The organism is Streptomyces sp. NPDC006435 (genome assembly GCF_040612315.1).
In the GTDB taxonomy this organism is placed as follows: Bacteria; Actinomycetota; Actinomycetes; order Streptomycetales; family Streptomycetaceae; genus Streptomyces.
The window spans coordinates 201,064-223,439 of the sequence record NZ_JBEXPY010000002.1 but is presented as its reverse complement, the minus strand read 5'-3'; the positions used below and the strand labels follow the sequence as shown (position 1 = coordinate 223,439).

Here is a 22,376-nt window from a genome sequence, read left to right as displayed (position 1 = left end):
CTCGGGCTCCGAGCTCCGGGAAGGCTCGTTCACTCTTCCGTGTGTACGAAGTGGAGGTGCGGGCCCGGGACTTGAGCTTCGGGATTCGAGGGCCGGGATTCGAGCTGTGTAGTTCAAGCGGTTGGTTTACCGGTTGGGGTCGGGAAACCCCCCACCCCTCCCAGACCCGTAACGGCCAGCAAGTATGACTAATCGTGACCGAGTTGCGGCGAGGAGTCACGGCTGTCTACGGTGCCGAACGTAATGACCCCGGACGCGGTGTTAGCGCACCGGCCGGGGTCTGACCTCAAGATCGAGAAAGAGTCGATCCAGTGGCTGCTTCAGACCATAGCTCTGCCCTGTGCGCGTCCGCATCCTCGCGCGCCCATCCGAAGGCCCGACCGGGTTACGGGAAGCGTTCCGTGCCGGAGCAACGTCCGCCGCTCGAAGGCGATTTCGCATTCCTGCCCGAGCGGGAACGCCACATCGCGGGCTACATCGAAGCCTTGCCGGACGGCGCGGTGATGGACATCAAGTCACTGGCCAAGGTCCTGCCCCTGTACGGCCAGGCGGCCGTCAGCAGCGCGCTGAAGGCCCTGAGCGTGGCCGGTCACCTGCGACGCGCCCGGGAGCTGAACGGCGAGGGCGACCAGGTCCGCTGGGTCACCCGCACCTACTGGTCCCGCGTCGCCCACGACAACGAATGGTGGGGCACCTTCCTCACCGCCGAGGCCACGCCCGTAGCAGCGCCCGTCCCCGTACCGGCGTCGGTTCCGCAGCAACGCACCGAAGAGCCGGAACCGGAATCGCAGTCGGAACCGCAGCCGGAGCCGGAAGCGGGCGAGGAGCGGCGGCCTTCGCGGGCGTTCATGGCGTTGGCGCGCCTGGGCCGTGCGGACTCCCGGCTGGCGCTCTCGGCGGCGGACTGTGCGGAGCTGGAGCAGTTGGCGGCCGAGTGGTTCGAACGGGGTGTGGGCGCCGAGTACCTGACGGGCGCTCTGACCGCCGGGCTCCCCGATGCCGTCGGCTCGCCCTTCGGCTTCGTGCGCCGCCGCCTGCGCGACAAGCTCCCGCCCCGCATGCCCGCCCCCACGCCCCGGCCCGCGTCGGAGGTCCCGTTGCGCCGGATGATGGTCGAGTGCACCGAATGCCGCACACCCGGCCGCCCCGAAGCCTTCCGCGACGGCCTGTGCAGGCCCTGCCGCGAATCCGCCCCCGGCACAGGACCGGCGGACTGACCGCGGACTGCGGCGGTTGTCGGTGGTCAGCCCGTGAGCACGAAGACCAGACACAGAACGACGAAGAACACCAGGGAACCGCCGAACAGCGTCAGGGCTGCCGGGACCGCCGTCGTCAGTGGCTTCTTGCCCTTGCGCAGGCCCGAGCGGAACACCAGGCAGGCCAGGACGAGCGGCAGCACCATGAGGGCGAGGAAGACCACCGGCACCAGGAACTGCCCGGCCGTGGTGGTGCCGGTGTCGGTGGACGACTGCCAGACCGCCGTGCCGAAGAGCATGGCGGGCCCGGCCAGCAGGAAGAACGAGAGGCCCAGCGCGACGGCGACGATGACCCCTTCCGTCATCCGCTCGGCCCACCCGTACTCCTGGCGCACTTCCGTCATGCCTCTGTCCTCCAGGTCCGTTCCCCGGCCTGGGCATCGAGGAACTTGCGTATGAGCGCACCGGTCTCCGCGGGGCATTCCAGCAGGAGTTGGTGGCCGGAGTCGACGTCGGCCACCTCGACGCCCGCCGCGCGGCAGGCCGCCAGGTACTTCGGGTTCACGACGTCGGAGCGGGTGGCACGGACGAGCAGGGTGGGAACACCGGAGGGCGGGAGAACCGGTGGGCGGGCCATCTCGGTGTACGCCGTCGCGATCGACTCCGGTTCGAAGCGCCACCGCCACCGGCCGTCCCCGCCCCGCACGAGGTGGTCGGCGACCTCCTCGTCGAGGCCGCTCGGCGGGACGCTCGGCCAGGACTTGGCGTACGCGGCCCGCGCCTCGGCCGGATCGAGGAACGACGGTGCCGCCAGTGCTTTCTCGGCGCTCCTGGCCGCGGCCTCGGTTCCGAGCCCGATCGCGGGGTCGAGCAGGACCAGCCGGCGTACCCGCTCGGGCGCGTGACGGGCCAGGTGCAGCGACAGCGCGGCGCCGAAGGAGAAACCGAGCAGGTCGACCTGCCGGAGGCCGAGCCCGTCCATCGTGGCCACGAGGTCGGCGACGTGCTGCTCCAGGGTCCACGGCGGGGACCACGAGGACAGGCCCTGCCCCCGGAGATCGGGCGCGTGCACACAGAAACCGGCCAGGTGCTCCGCGGCCAGTCCCCGCCAGCGGCCCCCGTACCCGTACACACCGTGCACGGCGACCACCGGTGCGCCCGTGTCATCGCCGAAGGTCCGAACGTGAAGCGTCTCCCCTGTCATACGAACGGAGTCTAGAACTGGGGCCGGGCGTCCGGGACCGGAGCACCCGGGGCGGGAGAACACCCCGGCCGACGGTCGGCCTACGAGGCGCCGTCGAGGACCTCGCGCAGCCGGTGCGCGAACTCGTCCGGCTTCCCCGGGTACCCGAACTCGCCGTCGCAGAAGCCGCCGTGGTGGCTCGGGAACACGGTCACCCGCTGCCCGAGCAGTTCGGCGGTCGCGACGGAGGTGCGCCCGGTCTGCACGTCCGCGGACTCCTCGCCCACGGCGATCACGACGCGGGTCGGCGCGGCGGCGATCGCGTCGGCGTCCGGCCGGTAGCCGCTGACCGCCCACGACCGGTCGGACAGCAGCGGATCGTCGCGTGAGCCGTCGTCCTCCGTGGGCATCCCGAACGCGGCGGGGTCGGCCTCCGGCTGTGCGAAGTACGCGTCGGTGAACTCCCCCTCCCACGAGGTCATGGCCACGAACGCGGCCATCCCGGCTCCCCAGCCGCGCTTCTCGTAGGCGTCCCGGACCCCGGCCCGCGCCCGCACGGCCGCCGGGCCGTCCGGCGTGAGGGTGATGAGCGGCGGCTCGTGCGCGACCAGGGTGGTCACGTCCGCGGGGTACCGCGCCACGACCGCGAGCGCGGTGACCGCTCCGCCGCTGCTGGCGAACATCTCGACCGGCCCGGCCCCGAGCGCCTCGATGACGGCGTGCACGTCGTCGGCCTGGGTCTGCGGAGTGTGGTCGGTCCGGCCGTCCTTACGGGTGCTGCGACCCAGCCCGCGCGGGTCGTAGGTGGCAACAGTCCGCTCGGGGAAGCGCGCGGCGAGCGCGGCGAAGCCGGCGGCGTCCATGGGCTGCCCGATCATGAGCAACGGCGGGCGCCCGTCCGCGGTCGGCAACGGCCCGCGAACGTCGTACACGAGGTCCGCACCGGCCGTTTCGAGTGTGTAGGTCTCCATACCCGTACAGACCTGCCCCGCCTCGAAAACTCATCGGTCCGACGAACGCCACTTCGAGCAGCGCTTCGAGCACTGCCGTACCGGGTCAGCCCGCCGACCGGGCGAGGGCCAGGGCGTGCGCGCCTCACCTTCGGGAAGGGCCCCGACAAGGCAACCGATTATCGGACGGATGCGGGCGAACGGGCGCCCCGGACCCGATGGGGACCGTCTGCCGGTGCCGGTGCCGGTGCCGGTGCCGGTGCCGGTGTCGGTGTCGGTGTCGGTGTCGGCAGACGGTGCCGGACCGGACGACCACGAGGGTGCCGCCGGAGCCGTTGGGGCCGTGATCCGCATGCGATGACCGCTGTCCGGCGTCACCAGCGGGCGACGAGCGTCTCCTCCGTTCCCCGGTTGCGGTACAGCCAGGTGGTTCCCGGCGCGACGGCCCCGGTCAGATAGCCGACGATGGGTTCCCGCTGCGTTGCGCTGTCCAACTCGCCGAGCAGTTCCAGGGCCTCGGGCAAGGGGAAGAAGGCGGCCTGTTCGATGTCGTCGTCCTGCGGCGTGAGGTTCCCCGACCACTCGTCGATCTCGAAGGCGGCGGCCAGCGCCGAAGGGTGCCGCTCGGAGTCGATGTGCATGAGGAACGCGGTCCGTACCGGGTCGCCCACCAGCAGCCCGGTCTCCTCCCGCAGCTCGCGCCGGAGAGCCTCGTGCATGAGTTCGCCGTCCTCGACCCCGCCGCCGGGCAGCGACCAGAGGATCTCGCCGCCGGCGCCGAGGCTCTCCCGTACGAGCAGGATCTCGTCGCCCCGGCGGACGATGCCGATGACCAACTGCACCCGGGGTTCGGGGGCCTTCGAATCCTCTGCTGCCATGCCGCAGACCATACGTGACAGCCGGCCTGCCGAGGGGCCACACCTGTTCCCGCAGGTGGGCCGAAGAACCCGCCGACTGCCACGGACATTCCGCCCCACCCCTGGAAACGACCGCCCATCGGGTTCCCCATGACCGGGGATCCATGGAGTAGGCGTGGGGTAATTCCCGTTCAGTACACGGTCGTTGTCGGCTAGCCTCCTCCGGTCGGACGGATTCGACGACCTCCGGGGAGCCTCTGCGGCTGGTCGGCCCATACGGAGAAAGGCAAATCCGTGGCGGTGGGCGATGAAAACCTTGTCTCGATTGTTCGTGGGCTGACCTCCTCGCACCCCGATGCCAGGGAGGAAGCCTCCGAAACGATCTGCGACTGGCTGAACTCCTTCGACCGTCGGGAGGTGAGGTTGCTCTCTGCGCTGCTGTCCTCCCTCGTGGTACTGGAAAGCGAGTCGGACTGCCGGGAAAGCGAACTGAACGCTTTGGGTGGCCTCACCGAGACGGGGTTCGTCGAGGCCGAGGACCTGGCTCCGCTGAAACAGATCCGGCGCGATGCGCTGGAAAGGGCAGAAGTGGACCACTTCGATTACCTTGCGGAAGAGTACTTCTGACCGGGATTCACAACCGTCGCAGAAAGCGAAACGGACTGCAAATGACCTCACGGGCCGCTCGGTGCATGGAGATTCTGTCCGCATCTGGTGAGTTGGCGTGGTTCAAGCTCATCTCGGGTCCGGACCCCCTTCGCGGCTACCAGCAGGTTCCGTACCTGGCGTGGCGGTACGACGCGCCGGGAGAGGGGATCGTGGAGGTATTCGAGCGTTCGGTGAATCGCGACTCGCTACAGCTTGATTGGGTATTTGATTCATCCGGCAGAAACTGGTTCATGGCCCCCTCTCGCGTCGTCCGGGGATTGGAGGAGCGTGGTGACTCCGCTTTCCAGGAGATCGTGTGCGAAATAAAAGACGAAGATCAAGAGTTTTGCGTTGCGGCCCTGCGCGATTTCGATCGGATTGTTGGCTTCTTGGGGTGTGTCTCATCTTCCAGCAGGGCGAAGGAAACGTCATGACCCATGAGCCGGGTCTCCAGGCCGGTCAGGGCATCACAACGTACGGTTCGTCGGGCAGCGGAGGTGAGTCCGGTGCGGCGGCGCCGGGTTGTGAGCCCTCGAATCGAGTGAGGCGGCGCCGGCCGTGAGACTGGTCTTCGACAACGACTGGCACGCGACGGTGACATCCGACCCGCTGCCCGTCGTCCCCCGCTTTTCGGGCAACTCCGTGGACATCGTGCACTACACGAACCGGGAGGAGCGTGAGCGCTTCCTCCGGGACACCTTCGGCAGCCAGGAGTGGCTGTGGGACACCCCGGACACGCTCGGGTTCGACCGGGACAGCCGTGAGCTGATCGGCGCCGAGTTCGAGCTGCCCTGCGAATCCGCCTCCGCCGAGGACTGCGCCCGCCTCTCTTCCGCGCCTCCCGTTCTCCCGGGCGGGCTGCGCGCGGACGAAGAGCGGAGCTGCCGTCTTGAGGTGACCTCGGTGCTGTGCCGTGCGCCCGGGGACGCCGTTCTGACCTGTCTGCGCGACCTCGACGTCCTCGACGAACCGCTGGAGGCCCGCATCGGCATCGCCCCGGACGTGGCGCTCCTGGTCCAGCACGGCTCCGCCGTCGGCTGGAGCCTGACCGATCCCGCACGCTACCTGACCACCGGTTACGCGGCCCCCGACCCCGTTCCACCCTCCTCGGCCACTCGTCGGCTGCTCAGCGCGTGCCTGGACCTGATCACCGAGCCGCTGCTCGAAGAGGTGCAGGACCGTGAGTCGGATGCGCTGGCCCGACTCCGAGCAGTTCACCAGGCCCTACAAGATCAGCGCGAGGACCGGCACCGGGCCGACGCGCTGCTCGCGCTCGTCGCCAACTTGGCGGAGGACTACGGGAACTGATGATGGTCGGCCGAACCTGACAAACGGCCCCCGCTGCACAGCGAGGGCCGTCCGGTCGGGTCTCGGCGGGTCACCCGTGGTGCTTGGCGAGCTCCACGAGGCCGGTGAATCCTTCACGCGTCAGCGCCAGGTGCGGACCGTTGGGGTTCTTGCTGTCGCGGATCAGGAACTCACCGGTTGCGCGCGCGTGGTCGGGCGCCCACTCGATGCACTGCCCCCCGTCGCCGCCGCTGTAGGTGCTCTTGACCCACCGTATGGGCCGAGGGCCGGGCGTGCTGCTCATGTGGCGTGATCCTCCATGATCTTGCGAATCAAGGTCAGTGAGTCTTCTTCGGACAGTGCCGCCATGCGAAGCCGGTCGAACATGCTGACGGCTGCCGCTACCACGCTAGGGGTGTCGTCCACCTGACCGCCATGGGTGGGAGTCTCGGTGTAGACCGCGTTGGGGGCGTCGTTCGACGAGAGCAGCGTAAACGGCAGGTGGCTGGGCGCGGCACCTGCCCTGTAGGGCAGCACTTGGACCGTGATGTGGGGCGATGCCATCTGCGCGATCAGGTGTTCAAGCTGCCCGATCATGACGTCCCGGCCGCCGACGCATGCGCGCAGGACGGCTTCATGGATCACGACCCACAGGAGCGGTGGTTCGGCACGCTCCATGACGGCCTGCCGCCTGATGCGCAGCTCCACGCGCTCTTTGATCTGTTCCTCCGTCTCGCGCGGGCGAGCGGCGCGGAAGACGGCTGTCGCGTACTCCGGAGTCTGCAACAGGCCCATGAGGAACGTGCACGAGTAGTCGGTGATCCCGCTCGCGGACTCCTCAAGGGTGATGTACGGCACGAACCATCTGGGATGTCCCTGCTTGCTCAGCTTGGCGCGCAGACGGGCGTACACGCCGGGCGTGCCGGCCACGCGGTCCATGGCCTCCGCGAAGGCTTCCGAAGCGAGCACGGTGCCGTTCTCGACCTTGCTGACCTGCGCCTGCCGGTAGTGCAGCTGGTCCGCGAACTGTTCCTGCGACAGCCGCAGGGCTTCACGCAGCGCCTTGGTCTCCTCGCCGAAGTACACGGCACCGTTCGCAGGCTCCTGTGCCTGGTCGGCCCCTTCGCTCACCTGTTCAACTCCCTGGTATTCCGCTTGCGTTGGAATGGCTCCAGATCTATCGAGCGTACGCGCCCCGAAGCCATGGTGTGAGCAGCAGGTCACGCAGAGCAGCGGGAGTGAACGGTCAATGGCACACGGAGCGGTGGGCATGGCGGCAACAGGCGGCAAGCGACAGCCGACGGGGGAGAGCCTCGGGGACGCCGAGCGGGTACGCGCTGAACTGGGCGACGCGCTCAGGGCGGCGGGGGTGAAACTGCCGTCGCTGTCCCTCGACGCCGCCTCCTGCGCCGGGACCGCCCCGCGCGTGCTGATCGACCTGGGGCGCTGCAACACGGCGACGGCCCGCGCGCTCGCCGCCGCGCTCCGGCGGGAGACGGTGCGATGACCCGGCGGGTGTTCCGCTACGTTCCGTTCTCGGTCGAGCAGGACGCGACGGCGGAACCGGAGTACGAGGCCCGTTGTGTGTCCGGCGACGAAACCGAGTGCGGCGCGGAGTCCGGTACGTACGGCGGTCCCGGGCCGGTGGAGGAGTGGCAGCGCAGGCACACGCAGGAGACGGGACACCGGCGCTACCGCCGGAACTTCGGCGACTACGCGGTGCTGCGGCCGTTGATCGAACCGGCCCGGCTCGCGCGGACGTACGGGGGCGCGCCGTGATGTTCGCCCCTGCCGCCGGACGGCCGTGGCGCGATGCGTGGCCGCCGGTCGCGCGGACCGATGACGGCAACGCGTGGGTGATGGGGGCCTGTTGGCTGTACTGCCGACGCGAGGGCGTGCGCGTGTTGTGGATCGGTTCCGTGCACACCCCCGGCGCGACGGGCGACGTGTACGCGTGCGGCCCGTGCCTGGTGGAGATCGACCGCATAGTGCGGGCCCAGGCCCAGGCCCACGACCGGGACACAGCCGACAGCCGCACCGCACGGCCCGCGCAGCCCGCGAGGCTCGCCCTGCCCGCCCACACGCCACCTGGGGGCGGGCCCGGGGCGATGGCGTGCGAGCACCGACGAACCGAGAACCGCGCCGGCAAGACCTTCTGCCGGGCCTGCGAGCGACAGCTCTACCTGTGAAGAGTGCACTCTGTCGCGCTGTCGGCCCGCCCGGCTACGGTCCGCAACAGATCGCCAACCACAGGAGGACACCATGGTCCGGAAACTGCGCAAGGTCGGCACCAACTCGGGCAACGACGGATGCCCGACCCTGTATGAGATTCCCGGCACCGATCGATATGTCGTCCAGGGCGATCGTGTCACCGATCCGGCCGAACTCCACCAGCTCGACAACCTCACCCCCGAGGAGAGCGCAGTCGTCGTCCCGCGTGAACTGCTCGCCAACTTCGGCCCCAAGGAGCCTGCGCACGTACCGCAGTTCATCACCTTCGACGCGTTCGGAGGTATGTTCGCCAAGCTGAAGCACTCGGCCTGGAGGCTGGAGACACGCCGTCGCTACGCCTCGGACGAAGAGACCGACACCTATCGGCAGTTCCTCGCCGAGGGGCGTGTCGACTGGGACCTCGACGACCCCTGGTGCACCGGACGGCGCGACCAGTCCGCGCTCGGCAAACGGTTCGAGCGCGTTCGTATCCTCGACGAGCCGCCCACTCCAGGGCAGCGCTACCTCCTCGACAACGCCCGCCGAAACACCGCGGTCGGCGAGACCATCCGCGTGCTGGCCCGCAGCAAGGCCGACGAACTCCAGTTGCCACGAGAGGACTTCTGGATCTTCGACAGCCGGGTCGTAGCTCTGCTCCACCACGACGACGCCGACGAGATGACCGGAGTCGAGCTGATCACGAACCCTGTGGATGTCCTGCGATACGCGCAGGTCCGCGAGGCCGCCTGGCATCACGCCGTGCCCCACGACCGGGCGCAGAGGTAACTTCGCCGTGTGAGCACTGACTTCCAGCAGGCCCGTGAGGCGCTCGGCCGTCGGCTCCGTGAGCTGCGGGGCGCAACCACCCAACGGGCGCTGGCGGCGAAGCTGGGGTGGCCGCAGGCGAAGGTTTCCAAACTGGAGACCGGACGGCAGACGGCTACCCCGGACGACCTCACGGAATGGGCCACGGGCACCGGGCACCCCGAGGTTGTTGATGAACTCCGCGCCCATGTCCAAGGTCTGGAGACCCGTACCCGGTCGTGGCGCCGCCGGCTGAGTGCCGGCCACCGACCCGTGCAGGACACCCTCACCGTCGAGTACGAGCGGTCGACCGAGTTGCGGGCATGGCAGGGGGCCATGGTCGTCGGCATGCTTCAGACCCCGGACTACGCCCGGCACATCTTCACCGGGTTTGCCGCGCTCCACCGGGCGCCCCGTGACATCGAGGAAGCGGTACGGGCCCGCATGCGCCGCCAGGACCTGCTTTACCGGTCGGGCCGGACGTTCGACATCGTCATGTGGGAGGCCGCTCTCCACGCCAGGGTGTGTCCTCCCGACGTGCTCTCCGTCCAGCTCGACCGACTCGTCGGCGCGATCGGGCTGGACACCGTCCGGCTCGGCATCGTTCCGCTCGGTGCACGGGTGGCCATCCCGCCAGGGCCGGGGTTCTGGCTGTACGACGACAGGCTGGCCATCGTCGAGGACTGGCACGCCGAACTCTGGATCGACGACCCCGAGAGCACCGGCGTGTACCGACGGGTGTGGGACAGCCTCACGGAATCAGCCGTGTACGGGACAGGCGCGCACCGGCTGATCGCCCGGGCGCGGGCCCAACTGAACCTCTCGTGAGCATCATCGCGAATCACACCTGGCAGCCGGAGAATATTCGCGAATCGCAGTGTGTCCTGATTCTCCTTCGCTCCTAACCTGCTGGTCATGGCTTTATGGACACGTAATTCGGGCACGAACCAGCCATCCCCCTGTGCCTCGGACCCGGTGCTGATCCACCGCACACGGGCAGCCGACATACTCACGTACGCCCCCGCCGGAAGCGGCCCCGGAATCCTGGCAGAGGTGTTCCGCTGACCGCCGTGGACGCTCCTCGGGAGCTGCCCCCGGTCGCATCGCTGTCGGATGCTCAGCAGCGCGGCGCGTGCTGCGCGTTCTGCGGCATCACCCTGTCCGCCGACAACGCCGTCGACCTGGGGTCCCGGGTGATCGATGTGTTCGGGTCCACCGTTCGCTGGTTCCCCCGCTCCTGCCGGAAGGACGCGTCGACGTGATCTCCCTGACGAAACCCGTCCGCTCGCCCGGCGACGAGGCGTACCGGGCACTCCTCGGCCACACCTGCGCGTGCGCCGCCTGCCGATGCGCGCCGTGTCCGGTCGCGGCCGGACTCACCCGGGTGTGGCGGCAGGCCCGCGGCCGAGGCCCGATCGCTGCCGACAGCGCGTGAAGTGCAAGAACGTCGAGAACGTACGAAGCGACCGAGGAGGAAACTTGCAGGCACACACCTCAGCCACCGGGACGGTGGGTACGGGTTCCGTGGGGGCTGCGCCGGATGACTCCGCTGCGCAACGGATCGAGCCGTTGCGGGCCGGGCCGGACGCCCAGGCGGGGTGGCGGAGCGGGTGAGGGCGCACGCGTTCAACATCACGCCGGCCCCCGCAGCAGTTCCTGAGCGTGGCCGGCGGTGCGGGGGCGGGGTCGGCCGGCCGGTCAGCCGCCGACCTTGCCCACCGGGCTGATCTCCATCTTCCCGCCGTCCTGGCCGTCGGTGACGGCGAGCGTGCCCGCCGGCCACTTCAGGTCGAAGGGTTCGACCTCGTTCGGGGGCGTCACCACCATGTCGGTCAGCTTCACGCCGGAGCCGCCGCTGTTGTTGACCGGGTACGTGATGTTGAAGGCGGCGGTGTCGCCCTCCTGGAGGACCTGCGGCACGGCCTGCTCGCCGTTGCGGTCCACGGAGATGGTGTCGCCCAGGGACGTCTTGATGTCGACACCAGGGAAGCCGTTGATGCGGCAGCCGGCGCTGCCGATGTTCTTGAAGGAGACGGTGACGACGCCGTTCGTCTCGTCCGTGGTGTTGTTGGTGGCGGTGGCGTCGAGCACGTGGGTGCGGCACACGTCGGCCATGCCGGCGCCGGTGTCACCGTTGCCGGTGTCGGCGCCCTGGTCGCTCCCGCCGTTGCCGGTGCCGGCGCCCTGGCTGCCCCCGCTGGTGCTGGTGCCGGTACCGGCGCTCTGGCCCGCCCCGCCGGTACCGCCCGCCGCGTCCGCCGACGCGGTGGGGCCGGTCTGCCCGCCGCCCAACATGTTGTCGTCGCCGTTGCAGGCGGTGAGGGCGAGGGTGAGGACGGCGGTGAGTGCCGCGCCGATGGTGGCGGTGCGCTTGCGGGAGTGGAACGTCGTACGCATGTGAATTCCCCGAATGTATGGCGGTCAAGTACGGAGGTGCAGTCGCGGCCCGGAACGCGCGGCGTGCCGCTACCCCGCTTGACCTGCTGACATTCAAAGCTTCCCGCCCGCCGCTCACGTTTGGCTGACGCCTCACTGACGTCCTGCTGCCGCCCCTCGACACGGCGGCACCCGCCCTCGTCCGACTCCGGTCACGACGCCCCGCCGGCCCTGGAGCTCGGCAAGGTGGACGCGACGTGGGCCCCGTGTGCCGGGGCGGGCGCGTGGTGTCGCCCCCCGTAGCCCCGGCGCGGGTCGTTCAGTCGTCGGGGGTGTCCCGGCGCACGATCTCGTGGGCGAGGGCGGCGAGTGCCGGCAGGGCCGGGTGGCCCGGGGCGTCGCGGCGGGCTAGGAGCACGGGGACGGGCGGGGCGTCGACCAGGGGGCGGTAGGCGACCCCGGGGTGCGGGTGCATGCCGGCGGTGGACGCGGCCGAGATCCCGACGCCGCGGCCCGCAGCGATGGCGGCCAGCCAGTCGTCGGTGTTGGCGACGGTGAGGGTCGCGGCGGGTCTGGCGTGCGGCGGCCACAGGTCCATGGTGGTGGTGCCGGACACGGTGTTGAGGACGACGGTGTCGTCCGCCAGGTCGGTGAGACGGAGCGTGGCGCGGGCGGCGAGCGGGCCGTCCGCGGCGACCGCCGCCATCCGGCCCTCGTCGAACAGCACCTCGGTGACGAGCCCCGGAGCCTCCACGGGCCCCCGCAGCAGCGCGGCGTCGACCTCGCCGCGGGTCAGCCCGGCGGTGCGGTCGTCGATCCGCAGCAGTTCGAGCGGGGTCTGCGGGTACCGCTCCTGCCAGCGGCGCAGCAACGGTGTGGTGTACGGGCCGAACGCCGACCAGGCGTGCCCGAGCCGCAGCGGCCAGCGGTCCGGACCGCCGGGGGCGAGCGCCTCGTCGAACGCGGCGACCGCGACGGCGGCCTTGTCCCGGAAGGCGATGCCCTCGGGGGTGAGGGCGAGATGGTGGGTGGACCGGTCGACGAGCCGGATGCCGAGCTGCTGCTCCAGGGCGGCGAGCGTACGGGACACCGCGGGCTGGGTGAGGCGGAGGCGGGCGGCGGCGTGGGTGATGTTGCCCTCGTCGGCGACGGCGAGGAAGGCGCGCAGATGACGGATCTCCACGCCCCGGCCGGGGTCGCGGCCGGGCCGTCCCCCGCCGCGGTGGTCGTCGTCCTGTCCCGGGCTCATGCGCGGGGAGCATAACGGGAGTCCAGCAGGCATTTCACGTGGCACGCGGAGACACCTACCGTAAGAGGGACATACGTGACGGGAGCCCGGCGCGTGAGCATCGGACGGCACGTCGGAGGACGCGTCGGACCGCACCCCGAACCCGCTCCCGGACCGGCTTCCGGATCAGAAGGAACACCGCAGGTGAACGACCGAAGCAGTGCAACAGGAGTGGCGACCGCCGAGCGGGCCGCCGCCGCGGTCATACCCGGGGCGGCCGCCGCCCCGGGCGGGCGGCCGGGGTCGGGGCCGGGGCCGGGCCGCCCCGGTGGCCGGGCGGCGGCGCTCGGCCCGGTCGCGCTGGTCGTCGCGGGCGGCCTCTCCGTCCAGTTCGGCTCCGCCGTCGCGGTCCTGCTGATGCCCCGGGCCGGCGCGCTCGGCGTCGTCACCCTGCGCCTGGCCGTGGCCGCACTCGTGCTGCTGATCGTCTGCCGCCCGAAGCTGCGCGGCCACTCGCGCGCCGACTGGGGCACGGTCCTCGCCTTCGGCGCGGCCATGGGCGGCATGAACACGCTCTTCTACCAGGCCGTCGACCGCATTCCGCTGGGCGCGGCGGTCACCCTGGAGGTGCTGGGGCCGCTCGTCCTCTCGGTGGTGGCCTCCCGCCGACTGGCCAACCTGGTGTGGGCGGGCCTCGCGCTGGGCGGGGTCGCGCTGCTGAGCGGGGGCGGCTTCGACCGCCTCGACCCGGCCGGCGCCGCCTACGCGCTCGGCGCGGGCGCCATGTGGGCGGCGTACATCGTCTTCAGCGCCCGCACCGGCCGCCGCTTCCCCCAGGCGGACGGACTGGCCCTGGCCATGGTCGTCGCCGCGGTCCTCTCGCTGCCCCTGGGCGTCATGGAGGCGGGCTCGAAACTGCTGGTCCCGTCCACGCTGGGGCTGGGCGTGCTGGTGGCGCTGCTGAGCTCGGTGCTCCCGTACACCCTCGAACTCATGGCGTTGCGCCGTCTGCCCGCCCCCACCTTCGCGATCCTGATGAGCCTGGAACCGGCGATCGCGGCCACGGCCGGCTTCCTGGTCCTCGACCAGGCCCTGTCGACCACCGACGCGCTGGCGATCGCCCTCGTCATCGGGGCGAGCATGGGCGCGGTGCGAAGCCAGGCACGCCGCGTGAAGGCCCGCGGACGCGGCTGACGCGTACCGAGCCGGCATACATCGATCGGAGTACATGACTGCTCCGATGACGCAGGCCCGGGTGACGCGGTGGGGACGATGCCCCGGCAGGGGGCGGAAATCTACCGTCGAGTCCCATGACGAAGACGATTTCCACGACGAAGAAGATTTCCACGAGGACAGGTTCTCTGGCCGGTTTCGCGGTCGCAGCCCTCGCCCTCACCGCGTCCGACGTGGTCAACCAGGGGTACGACCCGTTGGCCGAGACGGTCAGCAGATACGTCAACCTGCCGCACGGCTGGCTGGTGACCGTCGGCCTGCTGGGGATCGCCCTCGGGTCGGCGGCCCTGGCCGTACGGACCGCTCGGACCGTCCGGACCGGGGGCGGCGGACGGACCGGGGGCGGCGGACGGGGCGGGTGGCTGCTGGGCTTCTGGGCGGTGTGCGTACTGGTCGCCGCGGTCTTCCCGGCCGACCCGCCGGGCGGCTGGGACCGTCCCTCGACCTCCGACACCGTGCACGGGGTCGCGGCCTGGGCGGGGTTCCTCGCGCTGGCGGTGGCGATCGTACGGTTGACCGTGCTGTGGCGGCGCGAACCGGCGCGGGCGTCCGGGGCGCGGGGGCTGACCGTGCTCGCGTGGGCGTCGTCGGTGGCGTTCGTACTGTTCGCCGTGGCGATGGTGGACCGGGCCGCCCTCACCCACACCGCCCCGCTGGGGCTGGCCGAGCGCGTCGTCATCGCCGTGGACCTGGCCTGGCTCGCGCTGGCCGCCGCCACCTCGGCCGCTCCCCGGTCCGCCGCGTCGGGCACCATGAGCCGCATGACGACGGGCCTCACCAAGTGAGTTCACGAATGAGTGCGTGGATGCGTGCACGGGCGAGTGCACGGACGGGCGAGCGGACGGCCTCGGGCATGGGGGAACGAGTGGGCGCGCGCGTGGGTGCGTGGATGAGTACGCGCATGGCTTCGCTTCCGTGGAGCGGCCGGCGGGCGCGGCTGGCGGACGTGACGCTGGCGCTGCTGACCGCCGTGGCCATCGGCGCGGGCCCCGCCGCGATGGGCGCGCCGCTGTCATGGAACGGCACGTTCGATCTCGGTGCGGCCCTCGGCGGACTGCTGCTGGTCCGCAGGCGCCACCCCCTGCTCGTGCTCGTCCTGTCCGCTGCCGTGCTCATCGGCTGGCAGAGCGCCGGTCTGTTCGAGGGCGGGTGGATCTGGCCGCTGACCGTCGCCCTGTTCACCGCCGCGCTCGGCCACCCCGGCAAGTCCGCCGGCGTCGGGGCCCTCGTCCTGCTGTACGGCCTCACCCCGCAGGGGCCGGACGGCCCCGAGAGCCTTGCCCGGGGCGGTGTCGAACTGCTCTGGCTGGCCCTGGTGCTGGCCGCAGCGAACGCCTGGCGCCAGTACGGTCGTTGGCGCGCCGAGCACCGGGCCCGCCTCGTGCAACTGGAACAGACCCGGCTGGCCGAGCAGCGCCTGCGCATCTCCCGGGAGGTCCACGACGTGGTCGCCCACACCCTGGCCGTCGTCGGTGTCCATCTGAACGTCGCCGTCGAGGCCCTGGACGATTCGCCGGAGGAGGCACGTGCCGCGCTGCGCACCGCGATCGCCGCGCGCACGCAGGCCATGAGCGAGCTGAAGGCGTTCGTCGGCGAGCTCCGGGAGGCGCCGCAGCAGGGCCTGGAATCCGTCGCCGATCTGGTCGAGCAGGCCCGGACCGCCGGGCTGGAGGTGCGCTACGACCTGGAGGGCGACAGCGGCGCGGTCCCCGCGGCCCAGGCGCTCACCGCCTACCGCGTCGTCCAGGAGGCCGTGGTCAACACCCTGCGCCACTCCGACGCGGGGCGCCTCGACATCCGAGTACGGGCCGGTTCGCGGGAGTTGGAGGTGACGGTCACCGACGACGGGCGGGCGGTGACGTTCTCCGAGGGGCACGGCCTGACCGGGATGCGCGAGCGCGTCACGGTGCTGGGGGGAACGCTGCGCGTCGGCGCCGGTACGGATGGCGGCACCGGCACTGGTACCGGCACCGGCACCGATGCGGAAGCCGGTACCGGCGCGGGCTTCGTCGTGAAGGCCGTTCTGCCCCTGACGACTGCATGACAGGGTGACCCCCATGACCATAAAAGTGCTGCTCGTCGACGACCAGGCGCTGGTACGGGCGGGATTCCGCAGCCTGCTCGGCCGGGCCAGGACGCTGGCCGTCGTGGCGGAGGCCGCCTCGGGGGAGGAGGCCGTGCGGCAGGCGGTCCTGCACCGGCCGGACGTCGTGCTGATGGACATCCGGATGCCGGGAACGGACGGCATCGAGGCCACCCGCCGCATCCTGGCCGAGCTTCCGGCGACCCGGGTGATCATCCTGACGACGTTCGACACCGACGAGCACGTCTTCGAGGCGTTGCGGGCGGGCGCGAGCGGGTTCCTCACCAAGGAGGTCGAGCCGGCCGAGCTGCGGCGGGCTGTCGAGGTCGTCGCGGCGGGCGACTCCCTGCTGTCGCCGGGCGTCACCCGCCGCGTCGTCGAACGCTTCGCACACCGCCCCCGCGCCGCCGCGACCCTGGCCGCGCTGACACCGCGCGAGAGCGATGTGGTCCGGCTGGTGGCGGAGGGCCTGTCCAACGACGAGATCGCCGCCGCGCTGGTGATCAGCCCGCTGACCGCGAAGACCCACATCTCCCGGGCGATCACCAAGCTGGGCGTGCGCGATCGCGTGCAACTGGTCATCCTCGCCTACGAGGAGGGCCTGGTCGGCGGCGTCGCCCCGCGCGGGAACGGGTGATCCCCGAGGCCCGTTCCCCCTCGGCGGGGGATCGGGCCCGTGGCCGGCACCGGCCCTTGTCGACCGGCCGCGCGCGGGGGGATCATGGCGGCCCGTACGCATCCGGGCGCATGGACGTGCGGACATACGGGAGTTCGGCCGCCGGGGACCACGGCGACCGGAGCCGAGCAGGGATCACACCGGGGGAACCCATGGCCGTCGCCGTCGCCGCCGTCTACTTCGTCCTCGCCGTGGGCGCGGCCGTGATGTTCGGGAAGGGCATGGACCGCAACCTCCAGGGCCCCCGGCTCCGGGCCCTCTGGGCCGAGGGGCTCACCGCCGAGGCCCGCTGCACCGCCGTGCGCGCCGAGGAGGCCCAGGACGCCGAGGGCGGTTTCATCGTGCACAGGCGCCCCACTCTGGAGTTCCGCACGGACGACGGGCGCACCGTCGTCTTCGAGGACCACCAGTCGCGTCCCGAACCGGCCGTGGGCGACTTCGTGACCGTCCACTACGGCGCCGCGGACCCGGAGAGGGACGTGAACCACCCGGACCCCGTCCTTCCTCGTGCTGCACGCCAGGGCCGTGATCACCGGGGTGGGCAGTGTCTTCGCCCTGATCACGGCGGCCGTCCTGGCCCTGGTCCTCTGACCTCCCGGAGCCCCTGATCCGACGCCGGAAACCCCGGTCCTGGTCCCGGCCCCGGTCGTTCTCACTCCGGGTTGACGGTGTCGAAGTAGAGGGTGTCGGTCGCCGTGTCGAGGAAGAACCGCCCCCGTGTCAGACCGTCCACCGGGCCGGGGCCCAGAAGCAGCGCGTCGTAGGAGGCGCTGGTCAGCCACCGTGCGTGCGCGGGCAGGAACGCGGCCAGCACTTCCGGAACCCCGGTCGGCCCGGCAGGCCCGAAGGCGTGGGCCGGGTCCGCCGCGGTCCGGGCCGCGGCCCCGGCGGGCAGCCGGGCCACGCCCACCACCCGGTACCGCGGGTCCGGGCTCGGCAGGTACGAACGGCCCTCGGCGTCCTGGTCGTACGCCAGCCAGTGCGCCCCGCGCAGCCGCCCCGCCTCGCCGAACCTGCGTTGCAGCGGGGCGAGATCGGTCCGTATCCGCTCGCGGTCCGGCACGGGTTCGTCGTCGGCCGACGCGTACACCGTCCCCCCGACCGCGGCCGCCGCCGCGACGCCGATTCCCAGCGCCAGCCAGGCGCGACGGCTCGGCCCCCTCGAACGCTCCATGTTCGTGTCCCCCCGCCGTGCGATGTGCTGCCGGTTCCGTAGTCGGCCGCGAGCGTAACCCCGGAGGGAGGACCGGGGCCCGGAGGGAGAACCGGGGCCCGGAGGGAGGGCCGAACCATCGGAGGGAGAACCGGTCCGGCGGAAAATAATGCAAGCATGCTTGATTGTTTATTGGTCCGCTGCCATGCTCCTGGGCACACCGCCACGCCCCGAGGGAGTGCACCGTGTCCGACGCATCGGCCGTGACCGTCGCCGTACTCGACGACCTGCGCCAGGAGAGCGAGGAACTCGACCTGCTGGTCGCCGGGGCGGACGCGGCCCGCTGGGCGGGGCCGACCCCGGCCGAGGGCTGGACCGTCGCCCACCAGATCGCGCACCTGCACTGGACCGACCGGGTCGCCCTGATCGCCGTCACCGAGCCGGACGCCTTCGCCGCCGAGGTCGAGAAGGCGCTCGCGCATCCCGGGACGTTCGTCGACGAGGCCGCCGGGGAACTCGTCGCGCTGCTGCCGCCCGGGGAACTGCTCACCCGGTGGCGCGAGGGCCGGGACCGGCTGCGCGCGGCCCTGGGCGAGGCTCCGCCGGGCGTGAAGTTCCCCTGGTACGGGCCGCCGATGAGCGTCGCGTCGATGGCGACCGCACGGCTCATGGAGACCTGGGCGCACGGCCAGGACGTCGCCGACGCCCTCGGCGTCACCAGGACCCCCACCGCCCGGCTGCGGCACGTCGCCCGGATCGGGGTGCGGGCCCGCGGCTACGCCCACCTGGTACGGGGGATGCAGGCGCCCGAGGAGGAGTTCCGGGTCGAGCTCGACACCCCCGACGGCGGAACGGTCGCCTTCGGCCCCGAGGCCGCGCCGCAGCGCGTCACCGGGCCGCTCCTCGACTTCTGCCTGCTCGTCACGCAGCGCGCGCACCGCGACGACCTCGCCGTCCGGGCGGTCGGCCCCGACGCCGACCGCTGGCTCGACATCGCCCAGGCGTTCGCCGGCCCCGCGGGACCGGGCCGCGCGCCGAAACGAGGAGCCGCCGGGGGAGGGGACGCCAAGTGACCGACGTACGGGGACAGCACGGGATCGACGTACGGGGACGGAGCACCACCGACGTGCTGCGGATCGGCAACGCCTCCGGGTTCTACGGCGACCGCTTCGACGCCCTGCGCGAGATGCTCACCGGCGGCCCCCTCGACGTCCTCACCGGCGACTACCTGGCCGAGCTGACCATGCTCATCCTCGGCCGGAGCATGCTCAAGGACCCCGCGCGCGGCTACGCCACCACCTTCCTGCGCCAGCTGGAGGAGGGCCTCGGGCTCGCCCACGAGCGCGGGGTGCGGATCGTCGCCAACGCGGGCGGCCTCAACCCGGCCGGACTGGCCGACGCCGTACGGGAGTTGGCGGAGAAGGTCGGCGTCCCGGTGCGGGTCGCCCACGTGGAGGGCGACGGTCTGCCCGTGCCCGAGGGGTTCCTCACCGCCAACGCCTACCTCGGCGGCGCCGGGATCGCCGCCTGCCTCACCGCCGGCGCGGACGTCGTCGTCACCGGGCGGGTCACCGACGCCGCCCTCGTCACCGGCCCCGCCGCCGCCCGCTTCGGCTGGGGGCCCGACGACCTGGACGCCCTCGCCGGGGCCGTCGTCGCCGGGCACGTCCTGGAGTGCGGCACCCAGGCCACCGGCGGCAACTACGCCTTCTTCCGCGGCCACGACCTGCGCCGCCCCGGCTTCCCCGTCGCCGAGATCCACGCCGACGGCTCGTCCGTCATCACCAAGCACGACGGCACCGGCGGCGTCGTCGACCTCGGCACCGTCACCGCCCAGCTGCTGTACGAGACGGGCGGCGCCCGGTACGCCGGACCGGACGTCACCGCCCGGCTCGACACCGTACGACTGAACCGGGACGGCCCCGACCGGGTCCGGATCTCCGGGGTGCGCGGCGAGGCCCCGCCGCCCGCCCTCAAGGTCGGACTGAACCGGCTCGGCGGCTGGCGCAACGAGGTCGTCTTCGTGCTCACCGGCCTCGACATCGACGCCAAGGCGGAACTGGTGCGGGAGCAGTTCGCCGACGCCCTCGCCCGCTCCGGCACCGCACCGGACGAGGTGCGGTGGGAGCTGGCCCGGACCGACCGGGCCGACGCCGCGACCGAGGAGACCGCGAGCGCGCTGCTGCGGCTCGTCGTGCGCGACCGGGACCAGGAGACCGTCGGGCGCGCGGTCTCCGGCGCCGCGATCGAGCTGGCGCTCGGCAGCTACCCCGGCTTCCACGTCACCGCCCCGCCCGGGAAGGGTGCCCCGTACGGGGTGTTCGAGGCCCGGTACGTACCGGCCGACGAGGTCGAGCACGTCGCCGTGCTGCCCGACGGGCGGCGCGAGGTGCTGGGGCCGCCCGCCCGGACGCGGGCCCTGGAGGACGCCGAACCGCCGCCCCTGCCGGAGCCGTTGGACCCCGGGCCCACCCGCAGCGCCCCCCTCGGGCTCGTCGCCGGAGCCCGCAGCGGCGACAAGGGCGGGGACGCCAACGTCGGGGTCTGGGTCCGCGACGACGAGGCCTGGCGGTGGCTGGCCCACGAGCTGACCGTCGAGCGGTTCCGGGAACTCCTCCCGGAGACCGTCGGCCTCACCGTCGTACGCCACGTCCTGCCGAACCTGCGCGCCCTGAACTTCACCGTCCACGGACTGCTGGGCGAGGGCGTCGCCGCCCAGCACCGGTTCGACCCGCAGGCCAAGGCGGTGGGGGAGTGGCTGCGCTCCCGCCACCTGCCCGTTCCCGTGTCCCTGCTGGAAACCGCCCACGTACCGGAGACGCGCGCATGACCGCCCATGTACCGGAGACGCACGTATGACCGCCCACGTACCGCCGGAGGCGACCGCATGACCGTCCTGCCCACCGCGCTCGACACCGCGGGGCCCGAGTACGCCGCGAACCGCGCGGCCATGCTCGTGAAACTCGACGAACTGGCCGCCGAACACACCAGGGCGCAGGCCGGCGGCGGCGAGAAGTACGTCGCACGGCACCGCGCCCGCGGCAAGCTCCTGGCCCGGGAACGCATCGAGCTGCTGATCGACGAGGACACCCCGTTCCTCGAACTGTCGCCGCTCGCCGCCTGGGGCAGCGAGTACACCGTCGGCGCCTCGCTCGTCACCGGCATCGGGGTGATCGAGGGCGTGGAGTGCCTGATCACCGCCAACGACCCGACCGTGCGCGGCGGTGCCTCCAACCCCTGGACGCTGAAGAAGGCCCTGCGGGCCAACGAGATCGCCTTCGCCAACCGGCTGCCCTGCGTCAGTCTCGTCGAGTCCGGCGGCGCCGACCTGCCGTCCCAGAAGGAGATCTTCATCCCGGGCGGGGCGCTGTTCCGCGACCTCACCCGCCTCTCCGCGGCCGGCATCCCGACCGTGGCCGTCGTCTTCGGCAACTCCACCGCCGGCGGGGCGTACGTCCCCGGCATGTCCGACCACACCGTCATGATCAAGGAACGGTCCAAGGTCTTCCTCGGCGGACCGCCCCTGGTGAAGATGGCGACCGGCGAGGAGAGCGACGACGAATCGCTCGGCGGCGCCGAGATGCACGCCCGCACCTCCGGCCTCGCCGACCACTTCGCCGTGGACGAGCAGGACGCGCTGCGCCAGGCCCGCCGGATCGTCGCCCGCCTCAACTGGCGCAAGGCGCACGCCGATCCGGGCCCCGCCGAGCCGCCGAAGTACGACGAGGACGAGCTGATCGGTATCGTGCCCGGCGACCTCAAGGTGCCCTTCGACCCGCGCGAGGTCATCGCCCGGCTCGTCGACGGCTCCGACTTCGACGCGTTCAAACCGCTGTACGGGACCAGCCTGGTCACCGGCTGGGCCGCTCTGCACGGCCACCCCGTCGGCATCCTCGCCAACGCGCAGGGCGTGCTGTTCAGCGAGGAGTCGCAGAAGGCCGCGCAGTTCATCCAGCTCGCCAACCAGCGCGACATCCCCCTGGTCTTCCTGCACAACACCACCGGCTACATGGTCGGCAAGGAGTACGAGCAGGGCGGCATCATCAAGCACGGCGCCATGATGATCAACGCGGTGTCGAACTCGAAGGTCCCCCACCTGTCCGTCCTGATGGGCGCCTCGTACGGGGCCGGGCACTACGGCATGTGCGGCCGGGCGTACGACCCGCGCTTCCTCTTCGCCTGGCCGAGCAGCAAGTCCGCCGTCATGGGACCGCAGCAGCTCGCCGGGGTGCTGTCCATCGTCGCCCGCGCCTCCGCCGCCGCCAAGGGCCGGCCCTACGACGACGAGGCCGACGCCGGACTGCGCGCCATGGTCGAGCAGCAGATCGAGTCCGAGTCCCTGCCCATGTTCCTGTCCGGGCGGCTGTACGACGACGGGGTCATCGACCCGCGCGACACCAGGACCGTCCTCGGGATGTGCCTGTCCGCGATCCACACCGCCCCGGTCGAAGGCGCCCGCGGCGGCTTCGGCGTCTTCCGGATGTGAGGCCC

28 protein-coding genes are annotated in these 22,376 nt (G+C 71.8%); 19 read left to right on the top strand and 9 right to left on the bottom strand.

Annotation, left to right across the window (positions count from 1 at the left end; all coding sequences use genetic code 11):
• Positions 1–401 precede the first annotated feature (401 nt).
• The gene (locus tag ABZZ04_RS03250; protein ID WP_356930468.1) at positions 402–1,217 is read left to right on the top strand and encodes a MarR family transcriptional regulator; all 816 of its coding nucleotides are present in this window, start codon (positions 402–404) and stop codon (positions 1,215–1,217) included.
• A gap of 26 nt (positions 1,218–1,243) precedes the next feature.
• Here ABZZ04_RS03250 and ABZZ04_RS03245 read toward each other — a convergent pair whose 3' ends face one another.
• From ABZZ04_RS03245 to ABZZ04_RS03230, 4 genes are all read right to left on the bottom strand, one after another.
• On the bottom strand, positions 1,244–1,600 hold the full coding sequence (locus tag ABZZ04_RS03245) for a hypothetical protein (protein ID WP_356930467.1): 357 nt from the start codon (positions 1,598–1,600) through the stop codon (positions 1,244–1,246).
• Positions 1,597–2,400 carry an alpha/beta hydrolase gene (locus tag ABZZ04_RS03240; protein ID WP_356930466.1) on the bottom strand — a complete coding sequence of 268 codons (804 nt, stop codon included), beginning with the start codon at positions 2,398–2,400 and terminating at the stop codon, positions 1,597–1,599. Before ABZZ04_RS03240 ends, ABZZ04_RS03245 begins: the two co-directional genes overlap by 4 nt.
• A gap of 80 nt (positions 2,401–2,480) precedes the next feature.
• The gene (locus ABZZ04_RS03235; RefSeq protein WP_356930465.1) at positions 2,481–3,350 is read right to left on the bottom strand and encodes an alpha/beta hydrolase; all 870 of its coding nucleotides are present in this window, start codon (positions 3,348–3,350) and stop codon (positions 2,481–2,483) included.
• Positions 3,351–3,703: 353 nt separating this feature from the next.
• On the bottom strand, positions 3,704–4,207 hold the full coding sequence (locus tag ABZZ04_RS03230) for an NUDIX hydrolase (protein ID WP_356930464.1): 504 nt from the start codon (positions 4,205–4,207) through the stop codon (positions 3,704–3,706).
• Positions 4,208–4,480: 273 nt separating this feature from the next.
• On the opposite strand from ABZZ04_RS03230, the gene ABZZ04_RS03225 reads away from it, so the two are divergent.
• From ABZZ04_RS03225 to ABZZ04_RS03215, 3 genes are all read left to right on the top strand, one after another.
• Positions 4,481–4,813, top strand: a complete 333-nt coding sequence (locus ABZZ04_RS03225) for a hypothetical protein (protein WP_356930463.1) — start codon at positions 4,481–4,483, stop codon at positions 4,811–4,813.
• A 65-nt stretch (positions 4,814–4,878) separates the two neighbouring features.
• Positions 4,879–5,268, top strand: a complete 390-nt coding sequence (locus ABZZ04_RS03220) for a hypothetical protein (RefSeq protein ID WP_356930462.1) — start codon at positions 4,879–4,881, stop codon at positions 5,266–5,268.
• Between the two features lie 124 nt (positions 5,269–5,392).
• The gene (locus tag ABZZ04_RS03215; protein WP_356930461.1) at positions 5,393–6,142 is read left to right on the top strand and encodes a hypothetical protein; all 750 of its coding nucleotides are present in this window, start codon (positions 5,393–5,395) and stop codon (positions 6,140–6,142) included.
• Between the two features lie 70 nt (positions 6,143–6,212).
• Here ABZZ04_RS03215 and ABZZ04_RS03210 read toward each other — a convergent pair whose 3' ends face one another.
• Positions 6,213–6,425: a DUF397 domain-containing protein gene (locus tag ABZZ04_RS03210; RefSeq protein ID WP_356930460.1), complete on the bottom strand. Its 213-nt coding sequence runs from the start codon at positions 6,423–6,425 to the stop codon at positions 6,213–6,215.
• Positions 6,422–7,252 (bottom strand): helix-turn-helix transcriptional regulator, encoded by an 831-nt coding sequence (locus ABZZ04_RS03205; protein WP_356930459.1) that lies wholly within the window; start codon positions 7,250–7,252, stop codon positions 6,422–6,424. Before ABZZ04_RS03205 ends, ABZZ04_RS03210 begins: the two co-directional genes overlap by 4 nt.
• 139 nt (positions 7,253–7,391) lie before the next feature.
• Between ABZZ04_RS03205 and ABZZ04_RS03200 the strand changes: the two genes are divergently transcribed.
• The 7 genes from ABZZ04_RS03200 to ABZZ04_RS03170 all read left to right on the top strand — a co-directional run bounded on the left by ABZZ04_RS03200 (position 7,392) and on the right by ABZZ04_RS03170 (position 10,571).
• Positions 7,392–7,628: a hypothetical protein gene (locus ABZZ04_RS03200; protein ID WP_356930458.1), complete on the top strand. Its 237-nt coding sequence runs from the start codon at positions 7,392–7,394 to the stop codon at positions 7,626–7,628.
• On the top strand, positions 7,625–7,900 hold the full coding sequence (locus ABZZ04_RS03195; RefSeq protein ID WP_356930457.1) for a hypothetical protein: 276 nt from the start codon (positions 7,625–7,627) through the stop codon (positions 7,898–7,900). Before ABZZ04_RS03200 ends, ABZZ04_RS03195 begins: the two co-directional genes overlap by 4 nt.
• Positions 7,900–8,310, top strand: coding sequence for a hypothetical protein (locus tag ABZZ04_RS03190; RefSeq protein WP_356930655.1), 411 nt, complete (start codon positions 7,900–7,902; stop codon positions 8,308–8,310). Before ABZZ04_RS03195 ends, ABZZ04_RS03190 begins: the two co-directional genes overlap by 1 nt.
• A 73-nt stretch (positions 8,311–8,383) precedes the next feature.
• A complete protein-coding gene (locus ABZZ04_RS03185) occupies positions 8,384–9,118 on the top strand; it encodes a DUF6879 family protein (protein WP_356930456.1) in 735 nt (244 codons plus the stop codon).
• 9 nt (positions 9,119–9,127) lie between these two features.
• Positions 9,128–9,964, top strand: coding sequence for a helix-turn-helix transcriptional regulator (locus ABZZ04_RS03180; protein WP_356930455.1), 837 nt, complete (start codon positions 9,128–9,130; stop codon positions 9,962–9,964).
• A gap of 242 nt (positions 9,965–10,206) precedes the next feature.
• Positions 10,207–10,398: a hypothetical protein gene (locus ABZZ04_RS03175; RefSeq protein WP_356930454.1), complete on the top strand. Its 192-nt coding sequence runs from the start codon at positions 10,207–10,209 to the stop codon at positions 10,396–10,398.
• Positions 10,395–10,571 (top strand): hypothetical protein, encoded by a 177-nt coding sequence (locus tag ABZZ04_RS03170; RefSeq protein ID WP_356930453.1) that lies wholly within the window; start codon positions 10,395–10,397, stop codon positions 10,569–10,571. Before ABZZ04_RS03175 ends, ABZZ04_RS03170 begins: the two co-directional genes overlap by 4 nt.
• A gap of 263 nt (positions 10,572–10,834) precedes the next feature.
• Here ABZZ04_RS03170 and ABZZ04_RS03165 read toward each other — a convergent pair whose 3' ends face one another.
• Entirely contained in the window at positions 10,835–11,533 is a 699-nt protein-coding gene (locus ABZZ04_RS03165) for a DUF4232 domain-containing protein (RefSeq protein WP_356930452.1), read from the bottom strand.
• A 298-nt stretch (positions 11,534–11,831) separates the two neighbouring features.
• Positions 11,832–12,761, bottom strand: coding sequence for a LysR family transcriptional regulator (locus tag ABZZ04_RS03160; RefSeq protein WP_356930451.1), 930 nt, complete (start codon positions 12,759–12,761; stop codon positions 11,832–11,834).
• 183 nt (positions 12,762–12,944) lie between these two features.
• On the opposite strand from ABZZ04_RS03160, the gene ABZZ04_RS03155 reads away from it, so the two are divergent.
• The 5 genes from ABZZ04_RS03155 to ABZZ04_RS03135 all read left to right on the top strand — a co-directional run bounded on the left by ABZZ04_RS03155 (position 12,945) and on the right by ABZZ04_RS03135 (position 17,340).
• Positions 12,945–13,934: an EamA family transporter gene (locus tag ABZZ04_RS03155; protein ID WP_356930450.1), complete on the top strand. Its 990-nt coding sequence runs from the start codon at positions 12,945–12,947 to the stop codon at positions 13,932–13,934.
• A 116-nt stretch (positions 13,935–14,050) separates the two neighbouring features.
• The gene (locus ABZZ04_RS03150; RefSeq protein WP_356930449.1) at positions 14,051–14,758 is read left to right on the top strand and encodes a DUF998 domain-containing protein; all 708 of its coding nucleotides are present in this window, start codon (positions 14,051–14,053) and stop codon (positions 14,756–14,758) included.
• 116 nt (positions 14,759–14,874) lie between these two features.
• The gene (locus ABZZ04_RS03145; protein ID WP_356930448.1) at positions 14,875–16,017 is read left to right on the top strand and encodes a histidine kinase; all 1,143 of its coding nucleotides are present in this window, start codon (positions 14,875–14,877) and stop codon (positions 16,015–16,017) included.
• A 13-nt stretch (positions 16,018–16,030) separates the two neighbouring features.
• Positions 16,031–16,693 (top strand): response regulator transcription factor, encoded by a 663-nt coding sequence (locus ABZZ04_RS03140; RefSeq protein WP_356930447.1) that lies wholly within the window; start codon positions 16,031–16,033, stop codon positions 16,691–16,693.
• 110 nt (positions 16,694–16,803) lie between these two features.
• Positions 16,804–17,340: a DUF3592 domain-containing protein gene (locus tag ABZZ04_RS03135; RefSeq protein ID WP_356930446.1), complete on the top strand. Its 537-nt coding sequence runs from the start codon at positions 16,804–16,806 to the stop codon at positions 17,338–17,340.
• Positions 17,341–17,384: 44 nt separating this feature from the next.
• On the opposite strand, the gene ABZZ04_RS03130 is transcribed toward ABZZ04_RS03135, so the two are convergent.
• Positions 17,385–17,906, bottom strand: a complete 522-nt coding sequence (locus ABZZ04_RS03130) for a hypothetical protein (protein ID WP_356930445.1) — start codon at positions 17,904–17,906, stop codon at positions 17,385–17,387.
• Positions 17,907–18,130: 224 nt separating this feature from the next.
• Between ABZZ04_RS03130 and ABZZ04_RS03125 the strand changes: the two genes are divergently transcribed.
• From ABZZ04_RS03125 to ABZZ04_RS03115, 3 genes are read left to right on the top strand one after another with little or no spacing between them, the layout of a single operon-like run.
• Positions 18,131–18,958: a TIGR03084 family metal-binding protein gene (locus ABZZ04_RS03125; protein WP_356930444.1), complete on the top strand. Its 828-nt coding sequence runs from the start codon at positions 18,131–18,133 to the stop codon at positions 18,956–18,958.
• Positions 18,955–20,715, top strand: coding sequence for an acyclic terpene utilization AtuA family protein (locus ABZZ04_RS03120; RefSeq protein WP_356930443.1), 1,761 nt, complete (start codon positions 18,955–18,957; stop codon positions 20,713–20,715). The genes ABZZ04_RS03125 and ABZZ04_RS03120 overlap by 4 nt, the downstream gene beginning before the upstream one ends.
• 57 nt (positions 20,716–20,772) lie before the next feature.
• Positions 20,773–22,371 (top strand): carboxyl transferase domain-containing protein, encoded by a 1,599-nt coding sequence (locus ABZZ04_RS03115; RefSeq protein WP_356930442.1) that lies wholly within the window; start codon positions 20,773–20,775, stop codon positions 22,369–22,371.
• Positions 22,372–22,376 lie beyond the last annotated feature (5 nt).